Source organism: Streptomyces sp. NPDC126499 (genome assembly GCF_040302485.1).
GTDB lineage: Bacteria > Actinomycetota > Actinomycetes > Streptomycetales > Streptomycetaceae > Streptomyces.
Map to the genome: position 1 here is coordinate 38,592 of NZ_JBEOUO010000027.1, position 25,151 is coordinate 63,742.

Consider the following 25,151-nt stretch of genomic DNA (forward strand, 5'->3'; position numbering starts at 1 on the left):
CAGCGGGCGGAGTGGAGAAAAACCGAGTCCCCCCACTTCGATCCCCCGATCACCGGTGAACGGCGTACACCTCTGATGCGCCCGACGCTAACACGGCCTCCCGCCACCCGAGGGAATGGTGAGTATTCCTTCGGCCATTGCTTCGGTCCCACCGTATTGATGCGCGCGGGGACCGCACCGGTACGGTCTGCACGGCATTGCGGCGGTGACCGGTGAGGCCGGGATAAGAGCTCCCGCCGGGACCTGACATATTCTCCCGCCGCCTAATGGCGAAATCTGACGGAAGGATCGGTGCTCGCGTGACCGCGACCAGTGAGGAGCTTCGCCCGTTATGGGCCGTCCGTCCGGCCCTGCCGCCGCGACCGGCCCCCGCCCCCGCCCCCGGCCCTGCCCCCGTCGACGGCGACCGCACCGAGCGGTTCGTCCTGTCCCTGACCGGACTCCTGCCGCTGGTGTACGAACAGGCCTGGCAGACCGTCCTCGGCCCCGCCTTCCGGCTCCAGGTCGTCGACTGGCGGGCCACCCGCCCCGAGGTGCAGGACGCCCGCCTCGCCGAGCGGCTCGCCCGCGAGTCGGCCACCGGACTGCCCGGCGACCAGGGGCCGTCGGCCGGCCCGATGTGCGCCACCCTGATCCGGCGCGACGACAGGACCTGGACCTTCGCCTGGCGCTACGCCCGCGAGCTGATGGACCGGCGGGTGGGCCTCCGTCTCCTCGAACAGGCCACCGAGGCGTACGCCGTCCTGCTGCGCGGCGGCACCCCGCGGTGCCCGGACGACGCCCGTGACCTGCTCGCGGGGCCGGTGGGCCGATGAGCGGCGACAACTCGGTGCGGCTGTTCTGTCTCCCCTTCGAGGGCGTCTCGGCCGGCGTGTACCTGCCCTGGATCGAGGCCATGGACCCCTCGGTGGTCGTCACCCCCGTCGAGCTGCCCGGCCGCGGCCGCCACCCGCGCACCCGCCCCTGCGACAGCCTGGAGCCGCTGCTCGCCGAGATCATGCCGTACGTGGCCCGCATGTGCGACCGGCCGTTCGCGCTCTACGGGCACGGCTTCGGCGCCCTCCTCGCGTACGAGATAGCCGCCCGGCTCGAATGGGAGCACGACGCCGTCGCCGACCGGCTCTACGTCTCCGGCTCCGGCATGCCGCAGCGGGCCGCGCCGGAGCGCGCGGTCGGCCACCTGTCCGACGCGGCGATGATCCGCAGGCTCCGCGACCTCGGCCGGATGCCACCGGTCGACCGGGACCCGCGCCGCGCGGCCCGCGCCCTGTCCGCCCTGCGCGCGGACCGCACCGTCATGGAGTCCTACCGGCGCGACCCGCGCCACGTCGTGCACTGCCCCATCACCGCCATGGGCGGCCTCCAGGACCGCACCGTCACCGGGCTCGACCTGGCAGGCTGGCGCCGGTGCACCCGGCGCGCCCTGCGCGTCGCGACCTTCCCCGGCGACCACTACTTCCCGCTCACCGCCCAGCGCGAACTCCTGGACACCTTCGCCCGTGACCTCATCCGCCCGGCCGCCGCCCGCCGCCTGCTGGCGGCGGCCGCCGCGTACTGAGCAGGGGACCTCACCGGCAGGGCCTGGTCCGGACGGGGGTCGGTCCGAGACCGGGCCTGTTCGTGACGGGGCGCTTGTCCGAGACCGGGCCTGTTGCGGACCGGGTCTGTTCCGGCTCGGGCCTGTTGCGGCCCGGGTCTGCTCCGGCTCGGGCCCGTTCTGGCTCGGGTCTGTCCGAGACCGGGCCTGTTCCGGCCTGGGCCCGTTCCGGAATCGGCAACAGGAATTGCCCGGCACCGCCCGCGTCCCCATCCTGGCCGCCGGAGGTGACCAGATGACACCCACACACCGCGCCCCCGGCCTCGACGACGAGGCCCCCGGCGCCGAGCCGGCGCACGAGGCTGAGCACGAGCCGGCGCACGAGGCTGAGCACGAGCCGGCGCACGAGGCTGAGCACGAGCCGGCGCACGAGGCTGAGCACGAGGCGGACCTGCACGCGGGCTTCCTGACCGACGCGGCGCACTGGCTGCGGGGCCTGCTCGGACCCGAGGACCGGGTGACGGCGGCGGTCCGCCGGATCGTCGACGTCGGCAGCGGCCCCGGCGTGGCCTCCTGCGTCCTGGCCTCCGCCTTCCCGCTCGCGGACGTCGTCGCCGTGGACCGGTCCGCCCCGCTCCTCGCCCGCGCCGAGGCGCGTGCCGCCGAGCACGGGCTGACCGGGCGGCTCACCACCCGGCGGGCCGAACGGCCCGAGGAGTTCGCCCGGCTGGGACCGGCCGACCTCGTCTGGACCGGCAACGTCTGCCGTCACCTCGGCGACCAGCAGGCGGCGCTGCGCGGCCTGGCGTCCGCCCTGCGGCCCGGCGGACTGCTCGCCGTCGCCGAACGCGGACTGCCGCCGCGCTTCCTGCCGCGCGACATCGGCATCGGAAAACCCGGCCTCCAGGCCCGCCTGGACGCCGCCGTCGAGGAGCGGTACGCCGCCGCGCGGGCCCGGCTGCCGGGCGCCACCTCCGTGGTCGAGGACTGGCCGTGCCTGCTCGCCTCCGCCGGACTCGTCCCCACCGGCAGCCGCACCTTCCTGATCGACTTCCCCGCCCCGCTCGACCTGGCCGCGCGCCGCCATCTGCACACCTGGCTCCGCCGCCTGCTCGACGACCTCGGCGACCGGCTCGACCTCGTCGACCGGCTGACCGTGGAACAGCTCCTGGACGGCGACGCCTGCACGGGCATCCTGTGGCGCCCCGACGCCTTCTACCTCACGGCGGTCACCGTGCACACGGCCCGCCTGTGCCGGCCCCGCGCCTGATTGTCTCCGTAATTCCTTAGTAGTCGTGGGCGGGTGCCCGAATAACCTGTGGGAATCGACGTCCATTCGGCCCTCGCGGACCCCGACACGATTCCCCTCGCACCCTCGCGCACATTCTCCCGGCCATGTCCCCGGCAGTTCGGACGGCCCGCGGCCTACCCGCCGCGGGCCGTCTTTCGTACGTCCGCGTGACCGTAGGGCGAACCCCACCGCAGATTCTTCGGTCAGCCCTACGGTCCCACCGTATTGAGGGCCCTGACCCCGCACTTCTACGTTCCTCCCCAGAGCGGTCGCCCCGTGGGAACGGGAAACCGGCCGAGGCATGTGCGAGTGACGGAGGAAGCGTGAAGATACGGATTCTCGGCCCGCTGGAGGCCGAGTCGGACGGCGTCCAGGCCGTCCCGACGGCGGCGAAGACGCGCCAGATCCTGGCGCTCCTCGCCCTCCACCCGGGCCGGCTCGTCCCGGTCGCCACCCTGTGGGAGGAGGTGTGGGGGCCGGTGCCTCCGCGCAGCGCGCACACCACCTTCCAGACCTACATCCTGCGGCTGCGCCGCGTCCTGGCCACCGCCCTCGGCGGCCCGGACGCGACGGCGACGGCCCGCCGGGTCCTCGCCACCGGACACGGCGGCTATCTGCTGCGGGTCGCCGAGGAGGACGTCGACGCCTACGCCTTCCAGCGGGCGGCCCGGGCCGGCCACGAGGCCTTCGCGGACGGCGACAGCGAGCTCGCGTCGCGGCTGCTGCGCCAGGCCCTGGCGCTGTGGCGCGGCCCCGCGCTCGTGGACGTACGGGCAGGATCCGCGCTCCGGATCCACGCGGCCGCCCTGGAGGAGAGCCGGCTGCTCGCCACCGAGCGGCGCGTCGACGCCGAACTCCGGCTCGGCCGGCACACCGAACTCCTCTCCGAACTCGTCGGACTGACCGAGCGGCACCCGGCCCACGAGCGGTTCCACGCCCAGGCCATGGTGGCGTTCTACCGCTCCGGACGGCAGTCCGCCGCCCTCGACCTCTACCGCAGGCTGCGCCGGCGGCTGATCGAGGACCTGGGACTTGAACCCGCCCCGCAACTCCAGCGCCTGCACCAGGCGATGCTCGCGGTCGACCCCCGGCTCGACACCGTCGCCCAGGGCGGCCCGCCCACGCCCACCTTCGACCTGTACGCGGCCTGAGCGACGACACACCCTGGCGCACCGCACCCACGACATCGAGCACCCCTCAGAAGAGGTGACACAGTGACGGAGAAGATCCCCACCCTGTACGAGTGGGCCGGCGGCGCCGAGGCGCTGGAACGGCTCACGGAGGAGTTCTACCGGCGCGTCCGCAAGGACGACATCCTCGCCCCGCTCTTCCGTTACATGGACGACGACCACCCGCAGCACGTCGCCACCTTCCTCGGCGAGGTCCTCGGCGGCCCCGAGCGCTACACCGAACAGCACGGCGGCTACCCGCACATGGTCTCCCGGCACCGGAACCGCGCCATCAAGCCCGAGCAGCGGGCGCGGTGGGTCGAGCTGATGCTGGAGGCGATGGACGTCGTGGGCCTCCCCGAGGACGCGGAGTTCCGCTCGGCGTTCGTCGGCTACATCGAGTTCGGCTCGCGCCGCGCGATGGCCAACTCCCAGCCGGGCGTCGGCCCCTCCAGCCGTACCACCATCAAGAAGTGGGGCTGGGGCGAGGCCCTCCCCGGTGACGACTGACCCGGTGACGACCGACCCGGTGACGACCGGCCCGGGTGCCGACCGCCCGGGTGCCGACCGACCGCTGACCGAAGCCCGGAACCGGCCCCGCCGGATCCCGCCCGCACGTCCCGGAAACGGCAACAAATGTTGTCCGTCCGCCACGCTCGGTTCCAGCATGGGGACCCGTAGTGATCACCGTGATCGAGCGGATCGCGGCGGCCTCCGCGCCGCCCGCGCGGCCGCCGAAGGAGCCCCGGGAGCCCGAGGGCACCGGACTCCGCGCGCCCGGCGGACCGCCGCGCACCCGCCCTGATCCGCACCGCTCCGAACCGTCCGAACAAGGAGTTCGCCCCATGCGTCCGACCACTCCCCGTCCGCTCGGCGGTGGCCGATGAGCGTCCAGACCGAAGCCCACGAGGCCACCCCGCGCAAGACCGGCGACCGGCTGCCGCTCGCGGTCTACCTGCTCGCGTTCAGCCTGTTCGCGATGGGCAGCGCCGAGTTCCTGCTCGCCGGAGTCCTCCCCGACATCGCCGACGACCTGAACATCTCGCTCTCCTCCGCCGGCGCCCTGATCTCCGCGTTCGCCATCGGCGTCGTCATCGGCGGACCGCCCCTCGCGGTCCTGACGCTCCGCTGGCCGCGGCGCACCACCCTGGTCACCTCGCAGGTCGTCTTCGCCCTGTGCGTCGCGATCGGCCTGGTCACCGACAACTTCGCCGTCCTGATCGTCACCCGCTTCCTGTGCGGCCTGGCCTACGCCGGATTCTGGGCGGTCGCCGCCGTCACCGCCATCGGACTCGTCACCCCCGACCGCACCGCACGCGCCTCCGGCGTGGTGGTCAGCGGACTGAGCATCGCCATGGTCGGCGGCGGACCGGCCGGCGCCTTCCTCAGCCACTTCACCGGCTGGGAGGGCGGCTTCTGGGCGGTCGTCGCCCTCACCGTCCTCGGCGCCGTCTCGACGGCCGTCGCCGTCCCCGCGACCACGGCGGCCCAGGAGCCCAGCGTCAGCCGCGAACTGCGCACCATGCGCCAGCCGCAGCTGTGGGTGGTGTACGCGGCGACGCTGCTGAGCACCGCCGCGTACATGATCTCGTACAACTACCTCGCGGCGTTCCTCACCGACATCACCGGAGTCGACGCCGTGTGGGTGCCGCCGATCCTCGTCCTGTTCGGCATCGGCGCCTTCGTCGGCCTGTCCATCGGCGGCCGGATCGCCGACGGGCGACCCCACCACGCCCTGCTCATCGGGGCCGGCGGCATCCTCGTCACCTCGGTGCTGCTCGCGCTCCTCGCCGAACGGCCGATCGCCGTCGTCGCCCTGGTGCTGCTCCTCGGCGTCGCCGGATTCGTGCTCAACCCGGCGATCTACGGGCGGGTGTTCACCGTGGCGGCCGACGCGCCGACACTCGCCGGAGCCACCGCCGTCTCCATGTTCCAGCTCGGCATCAGCCTGGTCCCGGTCCTCGCGGGCGTCGCCCTCGGCGCCGGCGCCGGACTCACCTCCATCCCCTGGCTGGGCGCCGGCCTGGCCCTCATCACCATCCCGGTCGTCCTGATCGACCGGACGATGGCCCGCAGCCGGGCGCGGAGCCCGCGGACGGGCGAGAACTGACCTCGCCCTGCCGCTCCCCGGTCCGCGCTCCCCGTACATCCATCGACCGGAGCCGCGGAGGAATTCTCCCGAAGGAATTCCTCCGCCGGCTCCCCTCACGGAGGATCTCATGGACAACGAACTCGGTTACGAACTCGGAAATTGGGTGGTGTCACAGATCCAGAGCCCGGACCGTCCGACGCAGACGACCTTCACCCTGCTCGACCAGGAATGGGAACTGCTTCCCGAGGTGTTCCCGCCCTACACCGACCCCGGCCCCGCGCTCTTCGCCTCCTGGGTGCCCTACGAGAAGGGCGTCCGCTTCCTGGAGATGGGCTGCGGCGCCGGCATCGCGGCGGTGATCGCCGCCCAGCGCGGCGCCGAGCGCGTCGTCGCCCTGGACATCAACCCGGCGGCGGCCGAGAACACCCGCCGCAACGCCGCCCGGCACGGCGTCTCCGACCGGGTCACGGCCCTGGCCAGCGACCTGTTCGACGCCCTGGAGCCCGCCGAGCCCTTCGACCTGGTCTTCTGGAACACCCCGTTCATCGAGGCGCCCGAGAGCCGCCCCTACGCCGGCCAGATCGAACGCGCGGTCTTCGACCCCGGCTACGAGATGGTGCGCCGCTTCTTCCGCGACGCCGTGGCCCACCTGGCGCCGGAAGGCCGCGTCTACATCGGCACCAGCGAGGCCATGGGCAACAAGGACAAGCTGCTGCGCGCCGCCGCCGACGCCGGTTTCCGGGGCCGCCGCCACCGCAGCGAGACCGTCGGACTGCCCGCCGCGGACTTCCCCGCGTCCCCCGTGGTCGCGGCCCACACCGACGAGCGCGGAATCGTCGACATGGACTTCACCATGTACGAGTTCCTGCGCGGCTGACCCAGCACCTGTTCCGACGAATTCGCATTCACGACAGGGCGGCAGACCGCCCCGGGAAGATTGGAATGTCATGAGCGCCAACGGGAACGCGAACGGTACCGGCTTCGACGTCGTCATCGCCGGCAACGGAGTCCTCGGACTCTCGCTCGCCTGGGTGCTGGCACAGCGAGGACAGCGCGTCGCCGTGCTCGGCCTGCCGCACCGCCCCTGGGCCGGATCCGCCGCGGCCGGCGCCATGCTCGGCTGTTTCGGCGAGGTCACCACCTCCCTGCTCGCCACCGAGCACGGCCGCGCCAAGCTCGAACTCGGCATCCAGGCCGGCCGGCTGTGGCCGCAGTGGCTGGGCGAGCTGGAGGCGGGCACCGAGGGCACCCCCGTGAAGACCGCCGACGGCACCACCGTCATCCTCAACACCATCGGCACGGCCGAGATCGACGACGCCAACTACAACGCCATCCTGGCCGAGCTCACCCGCTACGACGAGCCCTTCGAGGACGTCGATCCCGCCGACCTCGACTGGGTGGACGCCGAGCCGATCTCCCGCCCGCTGAAGGCCTTCCACATACCGGGCGAGCACGCCGTCAACGCCGCCGCCCTCCTGGAGCGGCTCGAACAGGCGGCGGTACGGGCCGGCGCCACCCTCGTGCCCGAGTTCGCCACCCGGGTCGTGCACCAGGGCGAGCGCGTCACCGGTGTCGTCACCACCTCGGGGCGGACGATCAGCGCCGACCACGTCACGCTGGCCGCCGGCGCCAACACCCAGGAGCTCCTGGACAGCCTGCCCATCGGCTCCCGCGTCCCCCGCCTCGTCAGCGGCTACGGCGTCTCCTCCCTGATCAAGACCGTCGACGGCACCACCCCGGACAGCGTCATCCGCACCCCCAACCGCTCCTTCGCCTGCGGTCTGCACGTCGTCCCGCGCGGCGACGGGCACGTCTACCTGGGCGCCACCAACGTCATCTCCGTGGAGCCCCGCGACACCGCCGAGATGCGCGACCTGGTCTTCCTCCTCCAGTGCGCCCACCGCCAGGTCCGCCGCAACCTGTGGAACAGCGACGTCGCCAAGGTCCAGGTCGGCAACCGCCCCGTGTCCATGGACGGCTTCCCGCTGCTCGGCCAGGGCGGCATGCAGGGCCTGTGGATCATGACCGGCACCTACCGCGACGGCCTGCACCTCTCCCCGCTCCTGGCCCAGGACTTCGCCGCCCGCATCCTCGGCGAGGAGCCGGTCGCCGACCTCGACCGCTTCGCCCCGCTGCGGCAGCCGCTCAGGACGGGCACCCGCGAGGAGATCGTGGACGTCCTCATCGACCACCAGATGGGCATCGGCTACGAGCAGGACTGGACCATCCCCGTCGAGTGGCACCACTGGATCGAGATGGACCTGCGCCCGGCCACCCTCGCCTGGGCGAACGAACTGGACCCGGAGTTCACCCCGCCGGCCGAGCTGCTCTTCGCCTCCCGCTTCGACCCCGAGCTCGTCAGCCTGCTGCGCAAGTACTACGCGACCTGCCGCGAGCACAGCTGACCCCGCTCCTCCACCCGACCCACACCCACACCGCCGCCGTGCGGGCAGGGGCGAGCCGACCCTGCCCGCACGGCACGTCGAGAAAGGACAGTCATGGCAGTCGAGCCCATCGACCCGCCCGGTCTCCCCAAGCCCTACGGATGGCGGCAGCTGGCCGTCGGCACCGGCAGCCGGGTGGTGTTCCTCAGCGGCCAGACCCCGCGCACCGCCGACGGCGAACCCGTGGGCATGGGCGACCTCGCCGCCCAGACCGAGCAGGTCTACCTCAACATCGCCACCGGCCTCGAAGCGGCCGGCGCCACCTTCGACGACGTCCTGCGCCTGACCGTCTACGTCGTCGACTGGTCGCTCGACAAGTGGGAGGCCATCACGGCCGGCGCCGAACGCGCCGCGGCCAAGCTGGGCGCGGACGTCGTCCGGCCCACCACCCTGGTCGGCGTCGCCACCCTCGCCGAACCCGACTTCCTCATCGAGATCGAGGCCACCGCCATCACCGACTGACAGCCGACCACCCGCACACAGCTTCAGGCCCCGCCGGTTCTCCGGCGGGGCCTGAAGGCGTTCCTGGGGCTCAGTGCTGTTTGGCGAGCAGGTCCTCGATGACCGTGGCCACCGTCGTGGGCGACGGAAGTGCCGGGTGGTGGCTGACCGTGCCGGTGGTCGGGTCGAAACCGTCGTGCCACTCCGGCTCGTTGACCAGCGCGCCGTCCTCCCGTATCCGCGCGATGTTGCGCTGCACGGCCGGCTTGTGCCACATCTTCGCGCCCATCACCGGGAAGTAGACGACGGGGTAGTCCACCGACAGCGCCACCGTCATCAGCCGGTTGGGCGCGGCCCCGCCCGCCGCCGCGGCCAGCGTGTGGGCGGTGGCGGGCAGCACCGCGAGGATGTCGTGGTCGCCGGCCAGCCGTGAGGGCTTGTCCGTCGGCCAGTCGGCCGGGGACTCCCCGTGCACCACCCGCTCCGCGAACAGCGCCAGGCTCTCCGGCGCGATGAACGAGGTCGCGGTGTGGGTGAGCAGAACCGTGAACGTGCTGCCGGGGATCTGCCGGCGCATCTCCTCGATATACGACGGAAGTCGGGTCACCGCAATCGATCCGGTGCCGCCGACAAGTATGCGTTTCCCGGCCGTCCCCGGGGAGTTCCGAATGTTTTCCATGCCCCGATGATGTCGCCGTGCTCCCACCCCAGGTCAATGGTCAAGTCCGTTGCGGTACAGGGGAGTCAGTCGCGGGTCGAGCGGTCGTCGAGTGCGGGCCAAACCCTACGGTCGTCCCTACGGTCGGACCGTATTGAGGCCCTTTGCCACCCCTCCTAGCCTCCTTTTCCGTAACGGAATTCGAAAGCCCGTCAGGGCATCTGATGAAAAGGGGCGGACCTCCATGGAGGATCTTTTCGCGGAACTGCGCGGCGGGGCCGGCCACCCCCGCCTGGACGACACCCGGCTGCCCGACCTCAAGCCGCGGCCCGAGCAACGTCACGAGCCGTTCCCGCTCACCGACATCCAGCAGGCCTATCTGATCGGCCGCCACAAGGGCCTGGAGCTCGGCGGCATCTCCAGCCAGTACTACCTGGAGTTCGACTGTCCCGGCCTCGACCTCGACCGGCTCACCGAGGCGCTGCGGAAGGTCGTCGCACGGCACGACGCCCTGCGCACGGTGGCCGGCCCCGACCAGACCCAGCGGGTCCTCGCCGTCGACGAGGTGGAGCCGTACGTCATCCGCGCGACCGATCTCCGCGGCCGTGCCACCGAGGAACAGAACGCCGAGATCGACCGCATACGCGCCGAGCTCACCGAGCAGGTGCTGCCGGCCGACCGCGCCCCGCAGTTCGACGTCCGGGCCACCCTCCTCGCCGACGACCGGGTCCGGCTGCACGTCGCCGTGGACCTGCTCTTCCTCGACATGCGCGGCCTGCGCCTGCTCCTCGACGAGTGGCGCCGCTTCTACGACGAGCCCGACCGGCGACCGGAGCCGCTGGAGCTGTCGTTCCGCGACTACGTGCTCGCGCAGGAGGAACTGAGGGACGACGCCCTCGGCCGGGAGGCCGCCGCCTACTGGGCGGACCGCCTCGACACCCTGCCGCCCGCACCCGAACTCCCGCTCGCCGCCGCGCCCGAACAGCTCGGCACCCCCCGCTTCGTACGGCACCGGGCCGTGCTCGCGCCGGAGCGCTGGCAGGCGCTGCGTGCGGCGGCCGCCCGGCACGGGCTCACCCCGTCCGGCGCGCTCCTCGCCGCGTACGCCGAGGTGGTGCGCACCTGGTCGCGGCGGCAGGAGTTCACCCTGACCGTCACCCAGTTCCACCGGCTCGGGCTGCACCCGCAGCTCGACGCCGTCATGGGCGACTTCCTCGCCCCCGGCCTGCTCGCCGTCGGCGGCCGCGCCGAGGAGACCTTCGAGCAGCGGGCGCGCGCCGTGCAGCGCCAGGCCCTTCAGGACCTGGCGCACTCCTCGTACAGCGGCATCAAGGTGCTGCGCGACCTGGCCCGCCGCAGGGACGACGGCCGGGCCGCCATGCCCGTCGTCTTCTCCAGCACGCTCGGCGACGGCACGCGGGACGCCGGCCGCCTGGAGTCCTTCGGCGAACTCGTCCACGACCACAGCCGGACCCCGCAGGTGTGGCTGGAGAACCAGATCCTCGAACTCGACGGCCGCCTCGCCGTCAACTGGAACGCGGTGGAGGGCCTGTTCCCCGAGGGCACCCTCGAGGCCATGTTCGAGGCGTACGTGACCCTGCTCGACCGGCTCGTCGACGACCCCTCCGTGTGGGACGCCACCCGCGGGATCGTGCCGCTGCCCGCCGACCAGCGCGAGGAGCGGGAGCGCGCCAACGCCACCGCCGAGGACATCCCGCCCGCGCTGCTGCACGAGCTGGTCGCCGAGGCGGCGGCCCGCCGCCCCGACGCCGTCGCCGTCGTCACGCCCGGCACCGAGACCACCTTCCGCACCCTCACCGAGGACGCCCACCGCATCGCGCACCGGCTCATGGACGACCCCGGCACCGCGCCGAACGAGATCGTCGCCGTGTCGATGCGGCCGGGCGCCGCCCAGTACGCCGCGCTGCTCGGCGTCCTGCACTCCGGCGCCGCCTACGTGGCCATCGACCCCGAACTGCCCGAGGAGCGCCGTCTGAAGCTCCTCGCCCGGTGTTCCGTACGGGCCGTGGTCACCGAACCGGAACTGCGCGACACCCTGGCCTGGCCGGCGGGCGTGACGGTGGTGACCGCCGAGGACGAGGCCACCCGCGCGTGCTCCGCGAAGCGCCCCGAGCGCCGGCAGGGCCCCGACGACCTGGCCTACGTCATCTTCACCTCGGGCTCCACCGGCGAGCCCAAGGGCGTGATGATCACCCACCGCAGCGCCGCCAACACCGTGCAGGACATCAACCGGCGCTTCGGCGTCGGCGAGGACGACCGCACGATGGCGCTCGCCCCGACCGGCTTCGACCTGTCGGTGTACGACGTCTTCGGCGTCCTGGGAGCCGGCGGCGCGATCGTCGTGCCCGACCCGGCGCGCGGCAACGACATCGCCCACTGGTCGCAGCTCATCGGCCGCTACGGCGTCACCCTCTGGAACAGCGTCCCCGCCCCGATGCGGATGTGGATCGACTCGCTCGGCGACGGGGGAGTGCCGCGCGGCTGCCGGCTGCGGCTCGCCCTGCTCAGCGGCGACTGGATCCCGGTCGACCTGCCGAACCGGATCCGCGAGAAGATCCCCGCGATGCGGGTGATCAGCCTCGGCGGCGCCACCGAGGGCTCGATCTGGTCGATCCACCACCCGATCGAGAACGTCTCCCCCGACTGGTCGAGCATCCCCTACGGCAAACCGCTCGCCAACCAGACCATGCACGTCTTCAACCAGTGGCTGGAGCCCTCGCCCGTCGGCGTCACCGGCGAGATCTTCATCGGCGGCACCGGCGTGGCCCAGGGCTACCTCGGCGACCCCGAGCGCACCGCCGAACGCTTCCTCGTCCACCCGGTCACCGGCGAGCGCGTCTACCGCACCGGCGACCTCGGCCGCTATCTGCCCGGCGGCGACATCGAGATCCTCGGCCGCGAGGACTTCCAGGTGAAGATCAACGGCTACCGGGTCGAGCTGGGCGAGATCGAGGCCGCCCTGCTGCGCCGGCCGGGCGTGCGCACCGCGCTCGTCACCGCCCCCGCCCACGCCCGTACCGGACAGCGGCAGATCGCCGCCTACGTGGTGCCCGAGCCCGGCGCCGAACCGGACCCGGCCGAACTGCGCGAGGCACTGACCGCCCTGCTGCCCGGCTACATGGTGCCCAGCCGCTTCCTCACCCTGGACACCCTGCCGCTGACCGGCAACGGCAAGATCGACCACAAGGCGCTGCCGACACCGTGGAACGACGACTCCGACACCGCCTCCGCCCGGGTCGCGCCGCGCAGCCGCGTCGAGGAGCGGCTCTTCGCCCTCTGGACCCAGCAGCTCGGCCACGGCGACTTCGGCGTGGAGGAGGGCTTCTTCGACATCGGCGGCGACTCCCTGCACGCCGTCGGCCTGCTGGCGCTGCTGCGCACCGAGTTCGGCATCGAGCCCGACACGGAGCAGGAGATGGTCGAGGGCCTGTTCATGAACGCGTCGATCGCGTCCTTCGCCGAACTGATCGCCAAGGTCGAGGAGCCCGCAGCGTGACCACCCACCACGACCCCGCCGCGGACACGCGCGCGTGGGAGTACCTGATCGTCGGAGCCGGCTCCGCCGGCGCCGTCACCGCGGCCCGGCTCGCCGCCCGGGACTCCGGGAACGTCCTGCTCATCGAGGCCGGCGAGGACCAGCCGCGCCCCCGGGACCGCGCCCACCCGCTGGCCGACGCGGGACGGCTCGTGCTCGCCGGCCACAACTGGGACTACCGGGCCAACCTCCGTACCAGCGACCGCCTGGAAGAGCTGGTCCGGGGCGGCGCGCCGGCGCCCGGGACCGGGGAGGCCGGCGGCCGGGCGGCGGCGCGGGCGCTGCGGGAACGTTTCCCGTACCAGCTCGGCAAGGTCGTCGGCGGCGGCTCCGCCGTCAACGGTGCCATCGCCCTGCGCGGACTGCCCCGCGACTTCGCCGCCTGGGAGGCCGCCGGCAACCCCGACTGGTCCTGGGAGCGGGTGCTGCCCTTCTACAAGGACATCGAGAACGACGCCGACCACCCCGGCCGGCTGCACGGCGACAGCGGACCGCTGCCGATCCGCCGCACCCCGCGCGACCGGGTCCACCCGCTGGACGCGGCCTTCTGGGACGAGTGCAACCGGCAGGGGATCGCCGACCTGCCCGACCTCAACGACGGCGGCGAGGCCGGCGTCGGCCCCATCCCCGGCAACGCCGTGGACGGCGAACGCATCGACGCCTCCACCGCCTTCCTCAGCGGCGTCCGCGAGCTGCCCAACCTCCACCTGCGCACCGGCCTGCGCGTCACCCGGGTGCTGTTCGAGAAGAACCGTGCCGTCGGCGTGGAGGCCGAGCACGACGGCCGGCTCACCACGATCCGGGCCCGGCACGTCGTGCTCAGCGCCGGCGCCGTCGGCACCCCCGTCATCCTCCAGCGCTCGGGCGTCGGCGCCGCCGGACTGCTCACCGCCCTCGGCATCACCCCCGTGGCGGACCTGCCCGGCGTGGGCCGCGACCTGGTCGACCACCCCTCGGTCGTCATCTGGTCCCGGCCGGCCGACGGGGTCTGCACCCCGGGCCTGCCCTGGCGACAGGTCGCGGCCCGGATGAGCAGCGGCTACGACGACGACGTCGACGTCCAGGTGGGGCTGCTCAACAACGTGGAGAGCCACACCGTCCCCGGCTTCGTCGACCGGCTCGGCTGGCCGCTCGTCGTCGGCATCTCGGTCATGCTGATGCGCCCGCGCTCCCGCGGCCGGGTCTTCCTCGACAGCGCCGACCCGTACGCCTCGCCCGTCATCGAACTGGGCCTGGGCACCGACCCCGAGGACGTGGAACGGCTGTGCCACGGCGTCCGCCGGGCCTGGAGCTTCCTGCGGTCCCCGGGCCTCGCGAGCCGGCTCGTCAAGACCCAGTTCTGGAGCGACCGCATGGTCGCCCACGACGGCGTGCTGCGCAGCGGGGTCCGGCACATCATGAACCCCGGCTGGCACGCGGCCGGTTCGTGCCGGATGGGGCCGGAGACCGACCCGTGGGCGGTCGCCGACCAGGAAGGCCGGGTGTACGGCACCGAGAACCTGCGGATCGCCGACGCCTCGCTCTTCCCGACCATCCCCAGCGCCCCCACCAACCTCACCACCCTGATGCTGGCCGAGAAGCTGGCCCGGAGCACGAAGGAGTGACCGTGCAGCCCGTATCAAGGCCCCCGGTGCGGCTCTACTGCTTTCCGCACGCCGGGGCGACCTCCCTGGTCTACCGCGGCTGGCAGCAGCTCGGCGAGCCGCACCTGCTGGTCCGGGGCGTGGACGCGCCGGGCCGCGGCACCCGCCGCCAGGAGCGCAAGGCCGCCGGCTACCACGCCCTCGTACGGTGCATGGCCGAGCAGGTGGTGGCCGATCTGCTCACCGAACGCGAGCGGACGCCCGGCCTGCGGTGGGCCACCTTCGGCCACAGCTTCGGCGCGACCACCAGCCTGGCGGTGGCCGCGGAGGTGACCCGCCAGGTCGGCGTCGCCCCGGAGCGGGCCGTACTCTCCGGGGCGATCCCGCCCGCGCTCCAGCGGCCCGGCCCGCTGCTCGACGCGGTGTCCGACGAGGAACTGCTCAGCCGGACCGCCGCCGACGGCGGGACACCGCCCGCCGTGCTCGCCGACCCGACGATGAGCCGCATCCTGCTGCGGATGCTCCGGGAGGACGACGCCGTGCGCGGCGAGTTCGCCCGGGAGGCGCGCGAGCTGCGGGTGGACTTCCCGCTCACCCTGATCGCCGCCCGCGAGGACCTCCACGCCCCGCCGCAGAAGGTCTGGCAGTGGGCCGCGCACAGCACGGCCCCGGTCCGACGGGTCGAGATCGAGGGCGGCCACTTCGCCGCCGTCCAGCGCCCCAAGGACACCCTGGCCACCATCGTCGACGACACCGACCCCGGGAAGGGGTGACGGCATGCCACGCAGCAGGTACGAGGCCGAGCACGAGCAGTTCCGGGTCACCTGCCGGGAGTTCCTCCACCGCGAGGTGCTGCCGCACCACGCCCGGTGGGAGCGGGAGGGCATCGTCGACCGCGAGGTGTGGCGCAAGGCCGGGCAGGCGGGACTCCTCGGCATCGGCGTGGACCCCGCGTACGGCGGGGGCGGCGAGCCGGACTACCGCTATCCGGTGGTGTTCTCGCAGGAGATCATGTGGGCCCGGGCGACGGCCCCCGGCTTCGTCGCCCACAACGACGTCATCGCCACCTATCTCGCCGAGCGGACCACCGAGGAGCAGCGCAAGCGGTGGCTGCCGGGGCTGTGTTCGGGCGAGCTGATCGCCGCGATCGCCATGAGCGAGCCGGACGCCGGCTCCAACGTGGCCGACATCCGCACCACGGCGGTCCGCGACGGCGACTCCTACGTCCTCAACGGGCAGAAGACCTTCATCACCAACGGCGAGAACGCCGACGTCGTCGTGGTCGCCGCCAAGACCGCACCCGAGCGCGGCGCCCAGGGCATCAGCCTGCTCGTGGTGGAGCGCGGCACGCCCGGCTTCACCCGCGGCCGGCGCATGGAGAAGCTGGGCTGGCACGCCAGCGACACCTGCGAGCTGTTCTTCGACGACTGCCGGGTGCCGGCCGAGAACCTGATCGGCAAGGAGAACGCGGGCCTCGCCTACCTGATGGCCGGGCTGCCCCGGGAGCGCCTCAGCATCGCCACCGTGGCCGTCGCGGCCGCCGAGCGGATGCTGGCCGACACCCTCGAGTACGCCAAGACCCGCGAGGTCTTCGGGCAGACCGTGGGAAGTTTCCAGCACAACCGCTTCCAGCTCGCCACCATGGACACCGAACTGACGATCGCCCAGGTCTTCCTCGACCACTGCGTCGCCGAACTCAACGCCGGACGCCTCTCGGTGACGGACGCGGCCAAGGTGAAGTGGTGGACGACGGAACTCCAGGTCGACATCGCCAACCGCTGCCTGCAGATCCACGGCGGCTACGGCTACCTGAAGGAGAGCGCGATCTCCCGCGAGTGGGCCAACAGCCGGGTGCAGACGATCTACGGCGGGACCACGGAAGTGATGAAGGAACTGATCGGCCGGTCCCTCGGCCTCTGAAGCGCCCCGCCCGTGCCCCGCTCCCGGCCGACATGGCCGGGAGCGGGGCACTCGCGGTCCGAAAACCGCACCTCTGGTTGCGACTTCAGAAACAGATCGTTCTAATGACGACGTGGAGCAGTCACCGACGATCACCCAGGCCCTGTCCGCTGTCGGGTCCCGGCTCAAGCGGGTGCGTACCGCCCGCGGTGTCACCCTCGCCGCGCTGTCGGAGGCCACCGGCATCTCCAAGAGCACCCTGTCGCGCCTCGAAGCGGGACAGCGCCGCCCCAGCCTCGAACTGCTGCTGCCGATCGCCCAGGCCCACCAGGTCCCCCTCGACGAACTGGTCGGCGCCCCGGAGGTGGGCGACCCGCGCGTCCGGCTCAAGCCGCACGCCGTGAACGGCAACACCGTGCTGCCGCTGACCCGCCAGCCAGGACCGCTGCAGAGCTACAAGATGATCCTGCCGGCGAGCCGCTCCAGCCCGGAGCTGTGCACCCACGAGGGCTACGAGTGGCTGTACGTGCTCTCCGGGAAGCTCCGGCTCGTCCTGGCCGACCACGACCTGGTCCTCGGCCCCGGCGAGGTGGCCGAGTTCGAGACCCGGCTGCCGCACTGGTTCGGCAGCACGGGGGAGGGGCCGGTCGAGGTCCTCAGCGTCTTCGGCCGCCAGGGCGAGCGGATGCACGTACGCGCCCGCCCGACACGCCGGACGCCCGCCTCCGGCGAGTGAGCCGGCGGCGGGCGCGGGGCGGAGGCGGCGCGGTGGCCGTCGCGCGTCCGCTCAGGACGCGGTGACGGAGACCTCCGAGCCCTCCCGGGCGGCGCGGTGCGCGGCGAGATCGCGCTCGATCTCCTCGTCCACCAGGTCGTGGTTGAGGGCGAACGCGGCCGCGGCGCCCATGCCGGCCGCGGTCACGGCCTGGGCCCGCGGGTCCACCACGTTGCCCACGGCCCACAGGCCCGGGCGGCTGGTGCGGCCGGCCCGGTCGGTGACCAGCCAGCCCTGCTCGTCCTTCTCGCAGCCGAGGCCGTCGAAGGCCCCGTCGTTCGGCGTCATCCTCGGGAACAGGAACACCCCGGCGCACTCCACCGTCCGCCCGTCGGCCAGCTCCACCGCGTGCAGCCGCCCGTCCTTGCTCAGCAGCGTGGACACCGGACCCTCGACCACCTCGACCCCGCGGGCGTCCATGCGCTCGCGCTCCTCGTCGTCGAGCGGGCGGCTGTGCGGCACGTACACGACGTGCCGGGACCACTGGCGCAGCAGCAGCGCCTGCCCGGGGGAGGCCGGGTGCACGCCGAGCACGACGATCGGCTGGTCGCGGACCTCGTAGCCGTGGCAGTACGGGCAGAAGTGCACGTCCTCGCCCCACATCGCGCGCACGCCCGGGATCTCGGGCAGCTCGTCGCGCAGACCCGTGGCGAGGACCACGTGCCGGGCGTCCAGGCTCGCGCCGCCCTCCAGCCGGACCACGTACCCGCCGGCCACCCCGGCCTCCACCTGGTCCACCCGGCCCTCGATCCGGACCGCGCCGTAGCGGGCGATCTCCGCCCGGCCGGCCTCCAGCACGGTGAGCGGGGGCACGCCGTCACGGGAGAGGAAGCTGTGCATGTGGGCCGAGGGGGCGTTGCGGGGCTCCCCCGAGTCGACGACGGCGACGGAGCGGCGGGCCCGGGCGAGCACGAGCGCGGCGTTCAGCCCGCCCGCCCCGCCGCCTATCACGATGACGTCGTACGAGGTTCGGTTCCTGGTGTCGTTGTTGGCGCCGGTCATGGCGATCACCTCCGCCGCCAGGGTGCGGTCCACCGCCTTGCCGGGCAATCTTTGTTGCCGTTCCCGGGACGGGGCCCGCCGGGCGGGGCGTCCTTTGGGGTGAATCCGGGGCCGCCGAGCCATCGGCCGGGCCCCGAGGTCCCTACCGTCGGCCTCATGCGCATCCGAATCATGGCCGGTGCGGTGATCCTCACGGCAGCGTGCTCCCTGACCACCGCCTCACCGGCTCCCGCTTCCCCCGCGGCGGAACGAGCCGCCCCCTTGCAGACGTTCGAGAACGTGTACACGGGCCTGTGTCTTGACGACAGTCAGGAGGCGGGGCTGCGCACGTTCCGGTGTCATGGCGACGCCTGGCAGAAATGGGAGGTCCACCGGGTCGACGGCGCCTACGCGGTGCTGCAGAACCTCGTGACGGCCGACTGCCTGGTGGACGAAGGAGGGTGGGCGGGCAGCCTGAAGACGGAACAGTGCGACCACCAGTCGCGCAACCAGCAGTGGCTTGCCGTGGGAGTCGGGCCGAACATCACCCTGGGGAACAGGGCGACGGGGCTGTGCCTGGACGACAGCGAACAGGGTGTCCGCACGTTCAGGTGCAACAGCTCCAGCTATCAGTTGTGGCACTGAGGCACTGACCACGCCGGCCGGAGCCGGGGCCGGGCCCGGCCCCGGCTCCGGCTCCGGCCCCTCAGGCCCAGGCACCCACCACACGGGTGTTGTCGACGCCGGACAGGAAGTAGAAGTAGTACTCACCACCGCTCAGCTGGTAGAGCGGGTGGGCGGATCCCCCGCAGGGGATCCTCACCACGTTGCCGACCTTCCGGTCGCGTCCCCAGGTCACGTGGTAGAGCTGACCCGCCACGACGTCGCTGTCGCAGTCGGCGCGGAGAGAGACGCTGTGCGCGCCGGCCGCGAGGTCGGCCTTCGGCGAGTAGCCGTGACCGTTGAACCAGACGTCGAACGAGGCGGCGGCAGCCGACGGGGTCGCTTCGGCCGACGCCGCCGGGACGCCGGCGAGACCGAGGGTGAGAGCCGTGGTCACGGCCACGAGAACAGCACGCATGAGGGCCTTTCCGAGCGGTGCGGGAGAGAGACGGGACGGGAGTGCGCGCGGTCAGGCGCCTTCACCGATGACACGGGTGTTGTCGACGCCGGAGAGGAAGTAGAAGTAGTACCAACCGCCCTGCACGTTGTAGGTGACGTTCCGCGATCCCCCGCAGGGCACGAGGAAGACCGAGCCGACCTTCTTGTCCACGCCGAGCGCGGAGTGGTACAGCTGGCCCGCCACCGAGCCGCCGCCGTCGCAGTCGGCGGAGAGCGTGTACCAGTGGCGGCCCACGGTGAGGTTCTTGGTGGGTGAGTAGCCGAACTGGTTGAACCAGATGTCGAAGAGGACCGACGCCCGTGGCGAAGGGGCGATGCCTTCGGTGGGGGCCGGGGGCGTCGCCGTGGCAGGGGCGGACGCGGCGAGCAGCAGGCCGACGAGTGCGGCGCAGCAGGTCAGAAACCGTGACATGTCGATCAACATAGACACCGCGGTGGCGGCACATGCCCCTGGCACAGGGGCTCGCGGACGCTCGTACGGGGGCGCACGGGGCGCACTCGTTTCCGGCCCCGAAACCGGAGCCGGCCCGGACCTTCATGGGGTGCCGTAGGGGCCGGTGTCAGCCGGGCGGTGGTTCGAGGACCGACAGCAGGTCGTGGTCGGCGACGGTCGCGAGCGACAGGGTGCGGTAGCCCATGGTGTCGAACAGGACGGTGATCCGGTCGTCCTCCTCGCTGAGGACCGTGCCGTCGCCCCATTCCGGATGGCGGACCCGTGCCCCGGCGGGGAAAGGGGACGGCGTCTGGTCCCGCTCCGCGACCGCGGCCCCGGGCCCTTCCGCGGCCGGTGCCGCGTCGGGGGTGCCCGGTGCGGCCGCCCGGCACACGTCGCAGTTCCCGCACGGCGCCTCGTAGGGCTCGCCGAAGTAGCCCAGGAGGAACCTGCGGCGACATCCCGTGGTCTCCGCGTAGGCGCGGACCATCTCGACCCTCGTCCGCTCCAGCCTGCGGTGGGTCTGCGCGGCCTCGTCGGCCCGGGTGACCGCCTCGTCGGCGGACACACCGGACGCGGGACGCAAGGCGCCCCGGTCGTCGGTGTGAGCCGCGCCCGCTTCCTCCAGGAGGTTGGCGGCGGCGGTGAGGCGGTTGCGGGACAGCCCCGTCTCGTCCCGCAGCTCGTCCAGGTCCAGGGGCTCGTGCCGCCCGTCGAGCTGCCGGGCGACCTCGCCGAGGGTCTCGCGGCCGGGCGTGCGGGCGGCGAAGAAGTTCTGCATGCCGGTGTCCTCCGGCCGGTAGTGCAGCACGGCGACCGCCGGTTCTCCGTCCCGGCCCGCCCGCCCGATCTCCTGGTAGTACGCGTCCAGGGAGCCGGGGACGGCGGCGTGGAGGACGAAGCGTACGTCCTCCTTGTCGATGCCCATGCCGAAGGCCGAGGTCGCCACGACGACGTCGAGCGTTCCGTCGAGGAAGGCGTCGTGCACCCGCGACCGCTCACCGCTGCGCAGGCCCGCGTGGTAGGCGGCGGCCGTCAGACCCAGGCCGGCCAGCTCCTCGGCGTACCGCTCGGTGTCCTTGCGGGTGGCGGCGTAGACGATCCCCGGCTTCGGCTCGCCGGCCGCCCGTTCCACCACGGCGCGGCGCTTGTCGTCGTCGTCCTGGAACCGTACGACGTGAAGGGCGATGTTCGGCCGGTCGAAACCGGCGACGACCAGAGCCGGCTCCTCCATGCCGAGCCGGTCGACGATCTCCTGCCGTACCGGGGGAGCCGCCGTCGCCGTCAGCGCCAGCAGCGGCGGACGGCCCAGGCGCCGGGCGGCCTGGCCCAGACGGAGGTAGTCGGGCCGGAAGTCGTGCCCCCAGGCGGAGACGCACTGCGCCTCGTCGACGACGAACAACGCCGGCGACAGCCGTGAGAGCCGCTCCAGCACCTCGTCCTTGGCCAGCTGCTCGGGGGAGAGGAAGAGGTACTCGGCGTCCCCGGCGCGCACCGCCTGCCACGCCTCCTCCGTCTGCTCCGCGGACTGGGCCGAATTGACGGCGACGGCCTGCGGGGCGCGGTGCTCCAGCAGCCCGGCGATCTGGTCCCGCTGGAGGGCGAGCAACGGTGAGACGACGACGGTGGGGCCGTCGAGCAGCAGCGCGGGCACCTGGTAGACCGCCGACTTTCCCGCCCCGGTCGGCATCACGACCAGGGTGTCGCGCCCCGCCATGACCTCCCGCATCGCCCTCAGCTGCTCCGGCCGCAGCTCCGGCCAGCCGAACGCCGTCCTGGCCGCCGCTCGGAGCCGGTCGGCGGTGTCAGCCACCGCCCGCCCCGTCTTCCGCCGAGCCGGAGTCCGGCTTCCCGTTCCCAGCCGTGCGGGGGGAAGCCCCCTGAAGGCGGTCGATCATCCTGGACGCCTCCGCTTTCGTCAGGTCGGGCGGCACCTCCTCGCCCGCCTCACGGGCCAGGGTCCGGAGATAACTCAGCTGCGGGCCGGTGGCCGGCTCGTCGCCGGTCACCCAGTCCTCGACATCCTTGCTGGGGTCCTGTGCGTCGCTCATGAGGTACCGCTACCCGATTCACGCGGGGAATCCCACCGCGCCGTCGGAGGCGGTCGGCCGTTCAGGGCCGGGTGTTCCTCCCCGGCCATCACCCTGGGTCATGCCTTTTCCCACCTCACGCTGACGCGTGGTGAAGGACGAGGACAGGCTGGGCGATCGCGGTGACGCGGTTGATGCTCAGGGGGCTTCCGTAGGAGGCGCCGACGTTTCAACGGGCTCGCAGGGCCTGCAGGAGTTGCGTCAGTGCGGCTTTGGTGTGGTCCAGATCCTCGGGGTCGGAGGAGGTCGCGAGCCACAGCGCGGCCTCGTTCATCGCCCCTGACAGCAGGTGGACCAGTGGTGCGACTGGCTGCGGGGCGATGATCCTCGCGTCGATGAGGGAGGACAGCGCGTCGGCGAGGTGGCGGGCCGAGGCGGCTTCGTCCATCGCCCGCCATTGGCTCCATCCCAGCACGGCAGGCCCGTCGACCAGCATGACGCGCTGGATGTCCGGATCGGTGGTCGCGGCGAGGAACTCCTGGCAGCCAGCGATCAGTTGGGTCCAAGGATCGTCGTGGGCGTCGGCGGCCGCGGCCACGCGTCGGCCCACTTCCTGCTGCATCTCCTCCAGGACGGCGCGGAAGAGATCCATTTTGCCGGTGAAGTGGTGATAGAGCGCACCCTTGGTCACTCCGGCTGCCTGGACGATTTCCGCCAGGCCCACCGCAGCGTAGCCGCTGCCCGAGAACAGGCGCCTGCTCTCCCGCACCAGCGCCTGCCTGGTCTCTTCCCGCCGCTGTGCCCGGATGCCGTGCTGTCGCATCGCGCTCCTCATTGACATACCGTCAGTATGTGAATAGCGTCATTCGCATACTGATGGTATGTGAAAGAGGTGCACGCATGAAACTGACCGGCTTCTATCCCGTGATCGGCACGGCGAAGCTGCGAGAGTCCTACGACTTCTACACCCGGCTGCTGGGGTTCGAGACGACGTTCCAGGCCGACTGGTACGTCAGTCTGCGCCAGCCGGGGAACCCCGGGTACGAGCTCGCCCTGCTCGACCACAGGCACCCGACGGTTCCTGCGGGCCACCGGGTCCCCGCACAGGGCCTGCTGCTCAACTTCGAGGTGGAGGACGTGGACGCGGAATGGGAACGGCTGGTCACCAGCGAAGGGCTTCACCCCGTCCTGGACCTGCGCAGTGAGGACTTCGGGCAAAGGCACTTCATCGTGGCCGATCCCAACGGTGTCCTGATCGACGTGATCACACCCATCGCCCCGACCGCGGAGTACCGCGAGCAGTACGTCACCAGCTGACCTCCAGCGCCTCAGTGATCTCTATGGGACGGCCTTGCCATCGGGGACCGGAGGGCGTAGCCGCCGCCGGGGACCCCAGGAGGTCCGCCCCCTCGGGGGCCCAGCCGTGGTCGGCGCGGAGCGTGCCGTCGATGCCGGCGGACACTCCCTGGCTGATCTGCAGCCGCGGCCTGCTTCACGTTCGGGGCCGAGTACAGGCGTTCCTTGGAAGGCTGTCTCCACCCTGCCGAAGGGGAAGAGTCAGAAGTTTTCCTTGCTGCTCACCACGTGCTTCGGCACACCTGCGCCTCGATCATGTCGGAAGTCGGAGAGTCCGTCGTGACCCTGGCTCGGTGGCTCGGACACTCCTCGCCTGCGATCACTCTCGGTTACTATGCTCACTTCATGCCGGAGGCCGGCAGCAAGGGACGCGGCACCATCGACGGTCTGCTTGGGGAGCGCCGGGGATCAGCTCGCTAGGCCGAAACTCCCCAGATTCTCCCCAGCGCTGTCGACCCGTGTTCCCGGCCTCTACGCTCCGGAGAAGCCTTCCGTGGATGGCAAGGTTGAAGAGATGGGTGGCCTGGGAAAGTGTTGCAAGAGGTCGTAGCGACCCGCTATGTCACGCCCCTGCGTGAGGGCGGCTCGCTCCCCGGGATCGTCGAGGCCGACGATCTCGGCACGTACGTCATGAAGTTCACCGGCGCCGGACAGGGCCGCAAGACCCTGGTGGCCGAGGTCGTCTGCGGGCAGCTCGCCCGCCGGCTCGGGCTGCGGGTGCCGGAGCTCGTCACCATCCAGCTCGACCCGGTCATCGGACTGTCCGAGCCCGACCAGGAGGTGCAGGAGCTCCTCAAGGCCAGCGGCGGGCTCAACCTCGGCATGGACTTCCTGCCGGGCTCGCTCGGCTTTGACCCGCTCGCCTACGCGGTCGACCCCGAGGAGGCCGGACGGGTCGTCTGGTTCGACGCGGTCGTCAACAACGTCGACCGGTCCTGGCGCAACCCGAACATGCTGGTCTGGCACGGCGACCTGTGGCTCATCGACCACGGCGCCACCATGATCTGGCACCACAACTGGCCCGGCGCCGCCGCCTCCGCCGCCAAGCCGTACGACGCCTCCGACCACGCCCTCGCCCCCTTCTCGCCCGACGTCGCCGCCGCGGCCGCCGAGCTCGCGCCGCTCGTCACCCGCGAGCTGCTCACCGAGGTCGCCGCCGACGTGCCCGACGCGTGGCTGGTCGACGAGCCCGGCTTCACGAGCGCCGACGAGCTGCGGGCCGCGTACGTCGAGGCCCTGCTGCCGCGCGCCGCGACCATCCACGAGCGGATCACCCTCGGACCGCGCACCGAGCGCCGGCCCCAGCAGCCCCCGGGCTGGCTCGCCGAACGCCTCGCCCCGCGGCCGCAGGCCACCGAGCACGCCATGGAGAAGGACAGCACCCCGTGACCGACCGCGATGTCTTCGAGTACGCGCTGCTGCGCGTGGTGCCCCGCGTCGAACGCGGCGAGTGCTTCAACGCCGGCGTGGTCGTCTACTGCCGCGCCCGCTCCTTCGTGGCCGCCCGCACCCATCTCGACGAGGCCAAACTGGCCGCGCTCGACCCGGCGGCCGACGTCACCGGCGTACGGGCCGCGCTGCACGCCGTCGAGGGCGTCTGCGCGGGCGGCGAGGCCGCCGGGCAGGCCGCCCGCGACGACGCCGGCCGGCGCTTCCGCTGGCTGATCGCGCCCCGCTCGACGGTGGTCCAGCCGGGTCCCGTGCACACCGGCCTGACCGCCGATCCCGAGGCCGAGGTGGAACGCCTGCTCGACCTGCTCGTGCGCTGAACGGCGCCGGGCGGC

26 protein-coding genes are annotated in these 25,151 nt (G+C 72.4%); 19 read left to right on the forward strand and 7 right to left on the reverse strand.

The genetic code is table 11. The features are described from left to right. The first annotated feature begins 299 nt into the window (after window positions 1–299). From ABTZ91_RS29445 to ABTZ91_RS29485, 9 genes are all read left to right on the forward strand, one after another. On the forward strand, window positions 300–815 hold the full coding sequence (locus tag ABTZ91_RS29445) for a hypothetical protein (RefSeq protein ID WP_352080255.1): 516 nt from the start codon (window positions 300–302) through the stop codon (window positions 813–815). Continuing rightward, window positions 812–1,558: an alpha/beta fold hydrolase gene (locus ABTZ91_RS29450; RefSeq protein WP_352080256.1), complete on the forward strand. Its 747-nt coding sequence runs from the start codon at window positions 812–814 to the stop codon at window positions 1,556–1,558. The genes ABTZ91_RS29445 and ABTZ91_RS29450 overlap by 4 nt, the downstream gene beginning before the upstream one ends. Window positions 1,559–1,832: 274 nt before the next feature. After that, on the forward strand, window positions 1,833–2,807 hold the full coding sequence (locus ABTZ91_RS29455; protein ID WP_352080257.1) for a class I SAM-dependent methyltransferase: 975 nt from the start codon (window positions 1,833–1,835) through the stop codon (window positions 2,805–2,807). Window positions 2,808–3,151: 344 nt separating this feature from the next. Beyond that, on the forward strand, window positions 3,152–3,979 hold the full coding sequence (locus tag ABTZ91_RS29460; RefSeq protein ID WP_352080258.1) for an AfsR/SARP family transcriptional regulator: 828 nt from the start codon (window positions 3,152–3,154) through the stop codon (window positions 3,977–3,979). A gap of 63 nt (window positions 3,980–4,042) precedes the next feature. Further along, entirely contained in the window at window positions 4,043–4,507 is a 465-nt protein-coding gene (locus ABTZ91_RS29465) for a group II truncated hemoglobin (protein WP_352080259.1), read from the forward strand. A gap of 373 nt (window positions 4,508–4,880) precedes the next feature. Beyond that, on the forward strand, window positions 4,881–6,107 hold the full coding sequence (locus ABTZ91_RS29470) for a Cmx/CmrA family chloramphenicol efflux MFS transporter (protein ID WP_352080260.1): 1,227 nt from the start codon (window positions 4,881–4,883) through the stop codon (window positions 6,105–6,107). 109 nt (window positions 6,108–6,216) lie between these two features. Beyond that, complete coding sequence (locus tag ABTZ91_RS29475; protein WP_352080261.1) at window positions 6,217–6,966, forward strand: methyltransferase; 750 nt, start codon at window positions 6,217–6,219, stop codon at window positions 6,964–6,966. Window positions 6,967–7,036: 70 nt separating this feature from the next. Beyond that, entirely contained in the window at window positions 7,037–8,494 is a 1,458-nt protein-coding gene (locus tag ABTZ91_RS29480) for an FAD-binding oxidoreductase (RefSeq protein WP_352080262.1), read from the forward strand. A 93-nt stretch (window positions 8,495–8,587) separates the two neighbouring features. After that, window positions 8,588–8,995, forward strand: a complete 408-nt coding sequence (locus ABTZ91_RS29485; protein WP_352080263.1) for a RidA family protein — start codon at window positions 8,588–8,590, stop codon at window positions 8,993–8,995. 70 nt (window positions 8,996–9,065) lie between these two features. On the opposite strand, the gene ABTZ91_RS29490 is transcribed toward ABTZ91_RS29485, so the two are convergent. Then, entirely contained in the window at window positions 9,066–9,653 is a 588-nt protein-coding gene (locus tag ABTZ91_RS29490) for a flavoprotein (RefSeq protein ID WP_352080264.1), read from the reverse strand. A gap of 223 nt (window positions 9,654–9,876) precedes the next feature. Between ABTZ91_RS29490 and ABTZ91_RS29495 the strand changes: the two genes are divergently transcribed. From ABTZ91_RS29495 to ABTZ91_RS29515, 5 genes are all read left to right on the forward strand, one after another. Next, complete coding sequence (locus ABTZ91_RS29495; protein WP_352080265.1) at window positions 9,877–13,149, forward strand: amino acid adenylation domain-containing protein; 3,273 nt, start codon at window positions 9,877–9,879, stop codon at window positions 13,147–13,149. Continuing rightward, entirely contained in the window at window positions 13,146–14,792 is a 1,647-nt protein-coding gene (locus ABTZ91_RS29500) for a GMC family oxidoreductase N-terminal domain-containing protein (protein ID WP_352080266.1), read from the forward strand. The genes ABTZ91_RS29495 and ABTZ91_RS29500 overlap by 4 nt, the downstream gene beginning before the upstream one ends. 2 nt (window positions 14,793–14,794) lie before the next feature. Then, window positions 14,795–15,544: an alpha/beta fold hydrolase gene (locus ABTZ91_RS29505; protein ID WP_352080267.1), complete on the forward strand. Its 750-nt coding sequence runs from the start codon at window positions 14,795–14,797 to the stop codon at window positions 15,542–15,544. Window positions 15,545–15,548: 4 nt separating this feature from the next. Next, window positions 15,549–16,691 carry an acyl-CoA dehydrogenase family protein gene (locus ABTZ91_RS29510; RefSeq protein WP_352080268.1) on the forward strand — a complete coding sequence of 381 codons (1,143 nt, stop codon included), beginning with the start codon at window positions 15,549–15,551 and terminating at the stop codon, window positions 16,689–16,691. A gap of 112 nt (window positions 16,692–16,803) precedes the next feature. Beyond that, window positions 16,804–17,406 (forward strand): XRE family transcriptional regulator, encoded by a 603-nt coding sequence (locus tag ABTZ91_RS29515; RefSeq protein ID WP_352080269.1) that lies wholly within the window; start codon window positions 16,804–16,806, stop codon window positions 17,404–17,406. Window positions 17,407–17,457: 51 nt separating this feature from the next. Here ABTZ91_RS29515 and ABTZ91_RS29520 read toward each other — a convergent pair whose 3' ends face one another. Next, on the reverse strand, window positions 17,458–18,447 hold the full coding sequence (locus ABTZ91_RS29520; RefSeq protein ID WP_352080313.1) for an NAD(P)/FAD-dependent oxidoreductase: 990 nt from the start codon (window positions 18,445–18,447) through the stop codon (window positions 17,458–17,460). A gap of 156 nt (window positions 18,448–18,603) precedes the next feature. Here ABTZ91_RS29520 and ABTZ91_RS29525 point away from each other — a divergent pair, with 156 nt between their 5' ends. Continuing rightward, window positions 18,604–19,071, forward strand: coding sequence for an RICIN domain-containing protein (locus ABTZ91_RS29525; protein ID WP_352080270.1), 468 nt, complete (start codon window positions 18,604–18,606; stop codon window positions 19,069–19,071). A 61-nt stretch (window positions 19,072–19,132) separates the two neighbouring features. Here the strand turns inward: ABTZ91_RS29525 and ABTZ91_RS29530 are convergent, their stop codons facing one another. From ABTZ91_RS29530 to ABTZ91_RS29550, 5 genes are all read right to left on the reverse strand, one after another. Further along, complete coding sequence (locus ABTZ91_RS29530; RefSeq protein WP_352080271.1) at window positions 19,133–19,507, reverse strand: hypothetical protein; 375 nt, start codon at window positions 19,505–19,507, stop codon at window positions 19,133–19,135. A 51-nt stretch (window positions 19,508–19,558) separates the two neighbouring features. Further along, window positions 19,559–19,960, reverse strand: a complete 402-nt coding sequence (locus tag ABTZ91_RS29535; RefSeq protein ID WP_352080272.1) for a hypothetical protein — start codon at window positions 19,958–19,960, stop codon at window positions 19,559–19,561. 148 nt (window positions 19,961–20,108) lie between these two features. Next, complete coding sequence (locus ABTZ91_RS29540) at window positions 20,109–21,794, reverse strand: RecQ family ATP-dependent DNA helicase (protein WP_352080273.1); 1,686 nt, start codon at window positions 21,792–21,794, stop codon at window positions 20,109–20,111. Further along, window positions 21,787–22,032, reverse strand: coding sequence for a DUF3072 domain-containing protein (locus tag ABTZ91_RS29545; protein ID WP_352080274.1), 246 nt, complete (start codon window positions 22,030–22,032; stop codon window positions 21,787–21,789). Before ABTZ91_RS29545 ends, ABTZ91_RS29540 begins: the two co-directional genes overlap by 8 nt. A gap of 208 nt (window positions 22,033–22,240) precedes the next feature. Next, window positions 22,241–22,834, reverse strand: a complete 594-nt coding sequence (locus ABTZ91_RS29550; protein ID WP_352080275.1) for a TetR/AcrR family transcriptional regulator — start codon at window positions 22,832–22,834, stop codon at window positions 22,241–22,243. Between the two features lie 77 nt (window positions 22,835–22,911). Between ABTZ91_RS29550 and ABTZ91_RS29555 the strand changes: the two genes are divergently transcribed. From ABTZ91_RS29555 to ABTZ91_RS29570, 4 genes are all read left to right on the forward strand, one after another. After that, window positions 22,912–23,328: a VOC family protein gene (locus ABTZ91_RS29555; protein ID WP_352080276.1), complete on the forward strand. Its 417-nt coding sequence runs from the start codon at window positions 22,912–22,914 to the stop codon at window positions 23,326–23,328. Window positions 23,329–23,622: 294 nt separating this feature from the next. After that, window positions 23,623–23,787: an integrase gene (locus ABTZ91_RS34190; RefSeq protein ID WP_407078056.1), complete on the forward strand. Its 165-nt coding sequence runs from the start codon at window positions 23,623–23,625 to the stop codon at window positions 23,785–23,787. A 111-nt stretch (window positions 23,788–23,898) separates the two neighbouring features. Then, window positions 23,899–24,756, forward strand: a complete 858-nt coding sequence (locus tag ABTZ91_RS29565; protein WP_352080277.1) for a HipA family kinase — start codon at window positions 23,899–23,901, stop codon at window positions 24,754–24,756. Next, complete coding sequence (locus ABTZ91_RS29570; protein ID WP_352080278.1) at window positions 24,753–25,136, forward strand: DUF3037 domain-containing protein; 384 nt, start codon at window positions 24,753–24,755, stop codon at window positions 25,134–25,136. The genes ABTZ91_RS29565 and ABTZ91_RS29570 overlap by 4 nt, the downstream gene beginning before the upstream one ends. Window positions 25,137–25,151 lie beyond the last annotated feature (15 nt).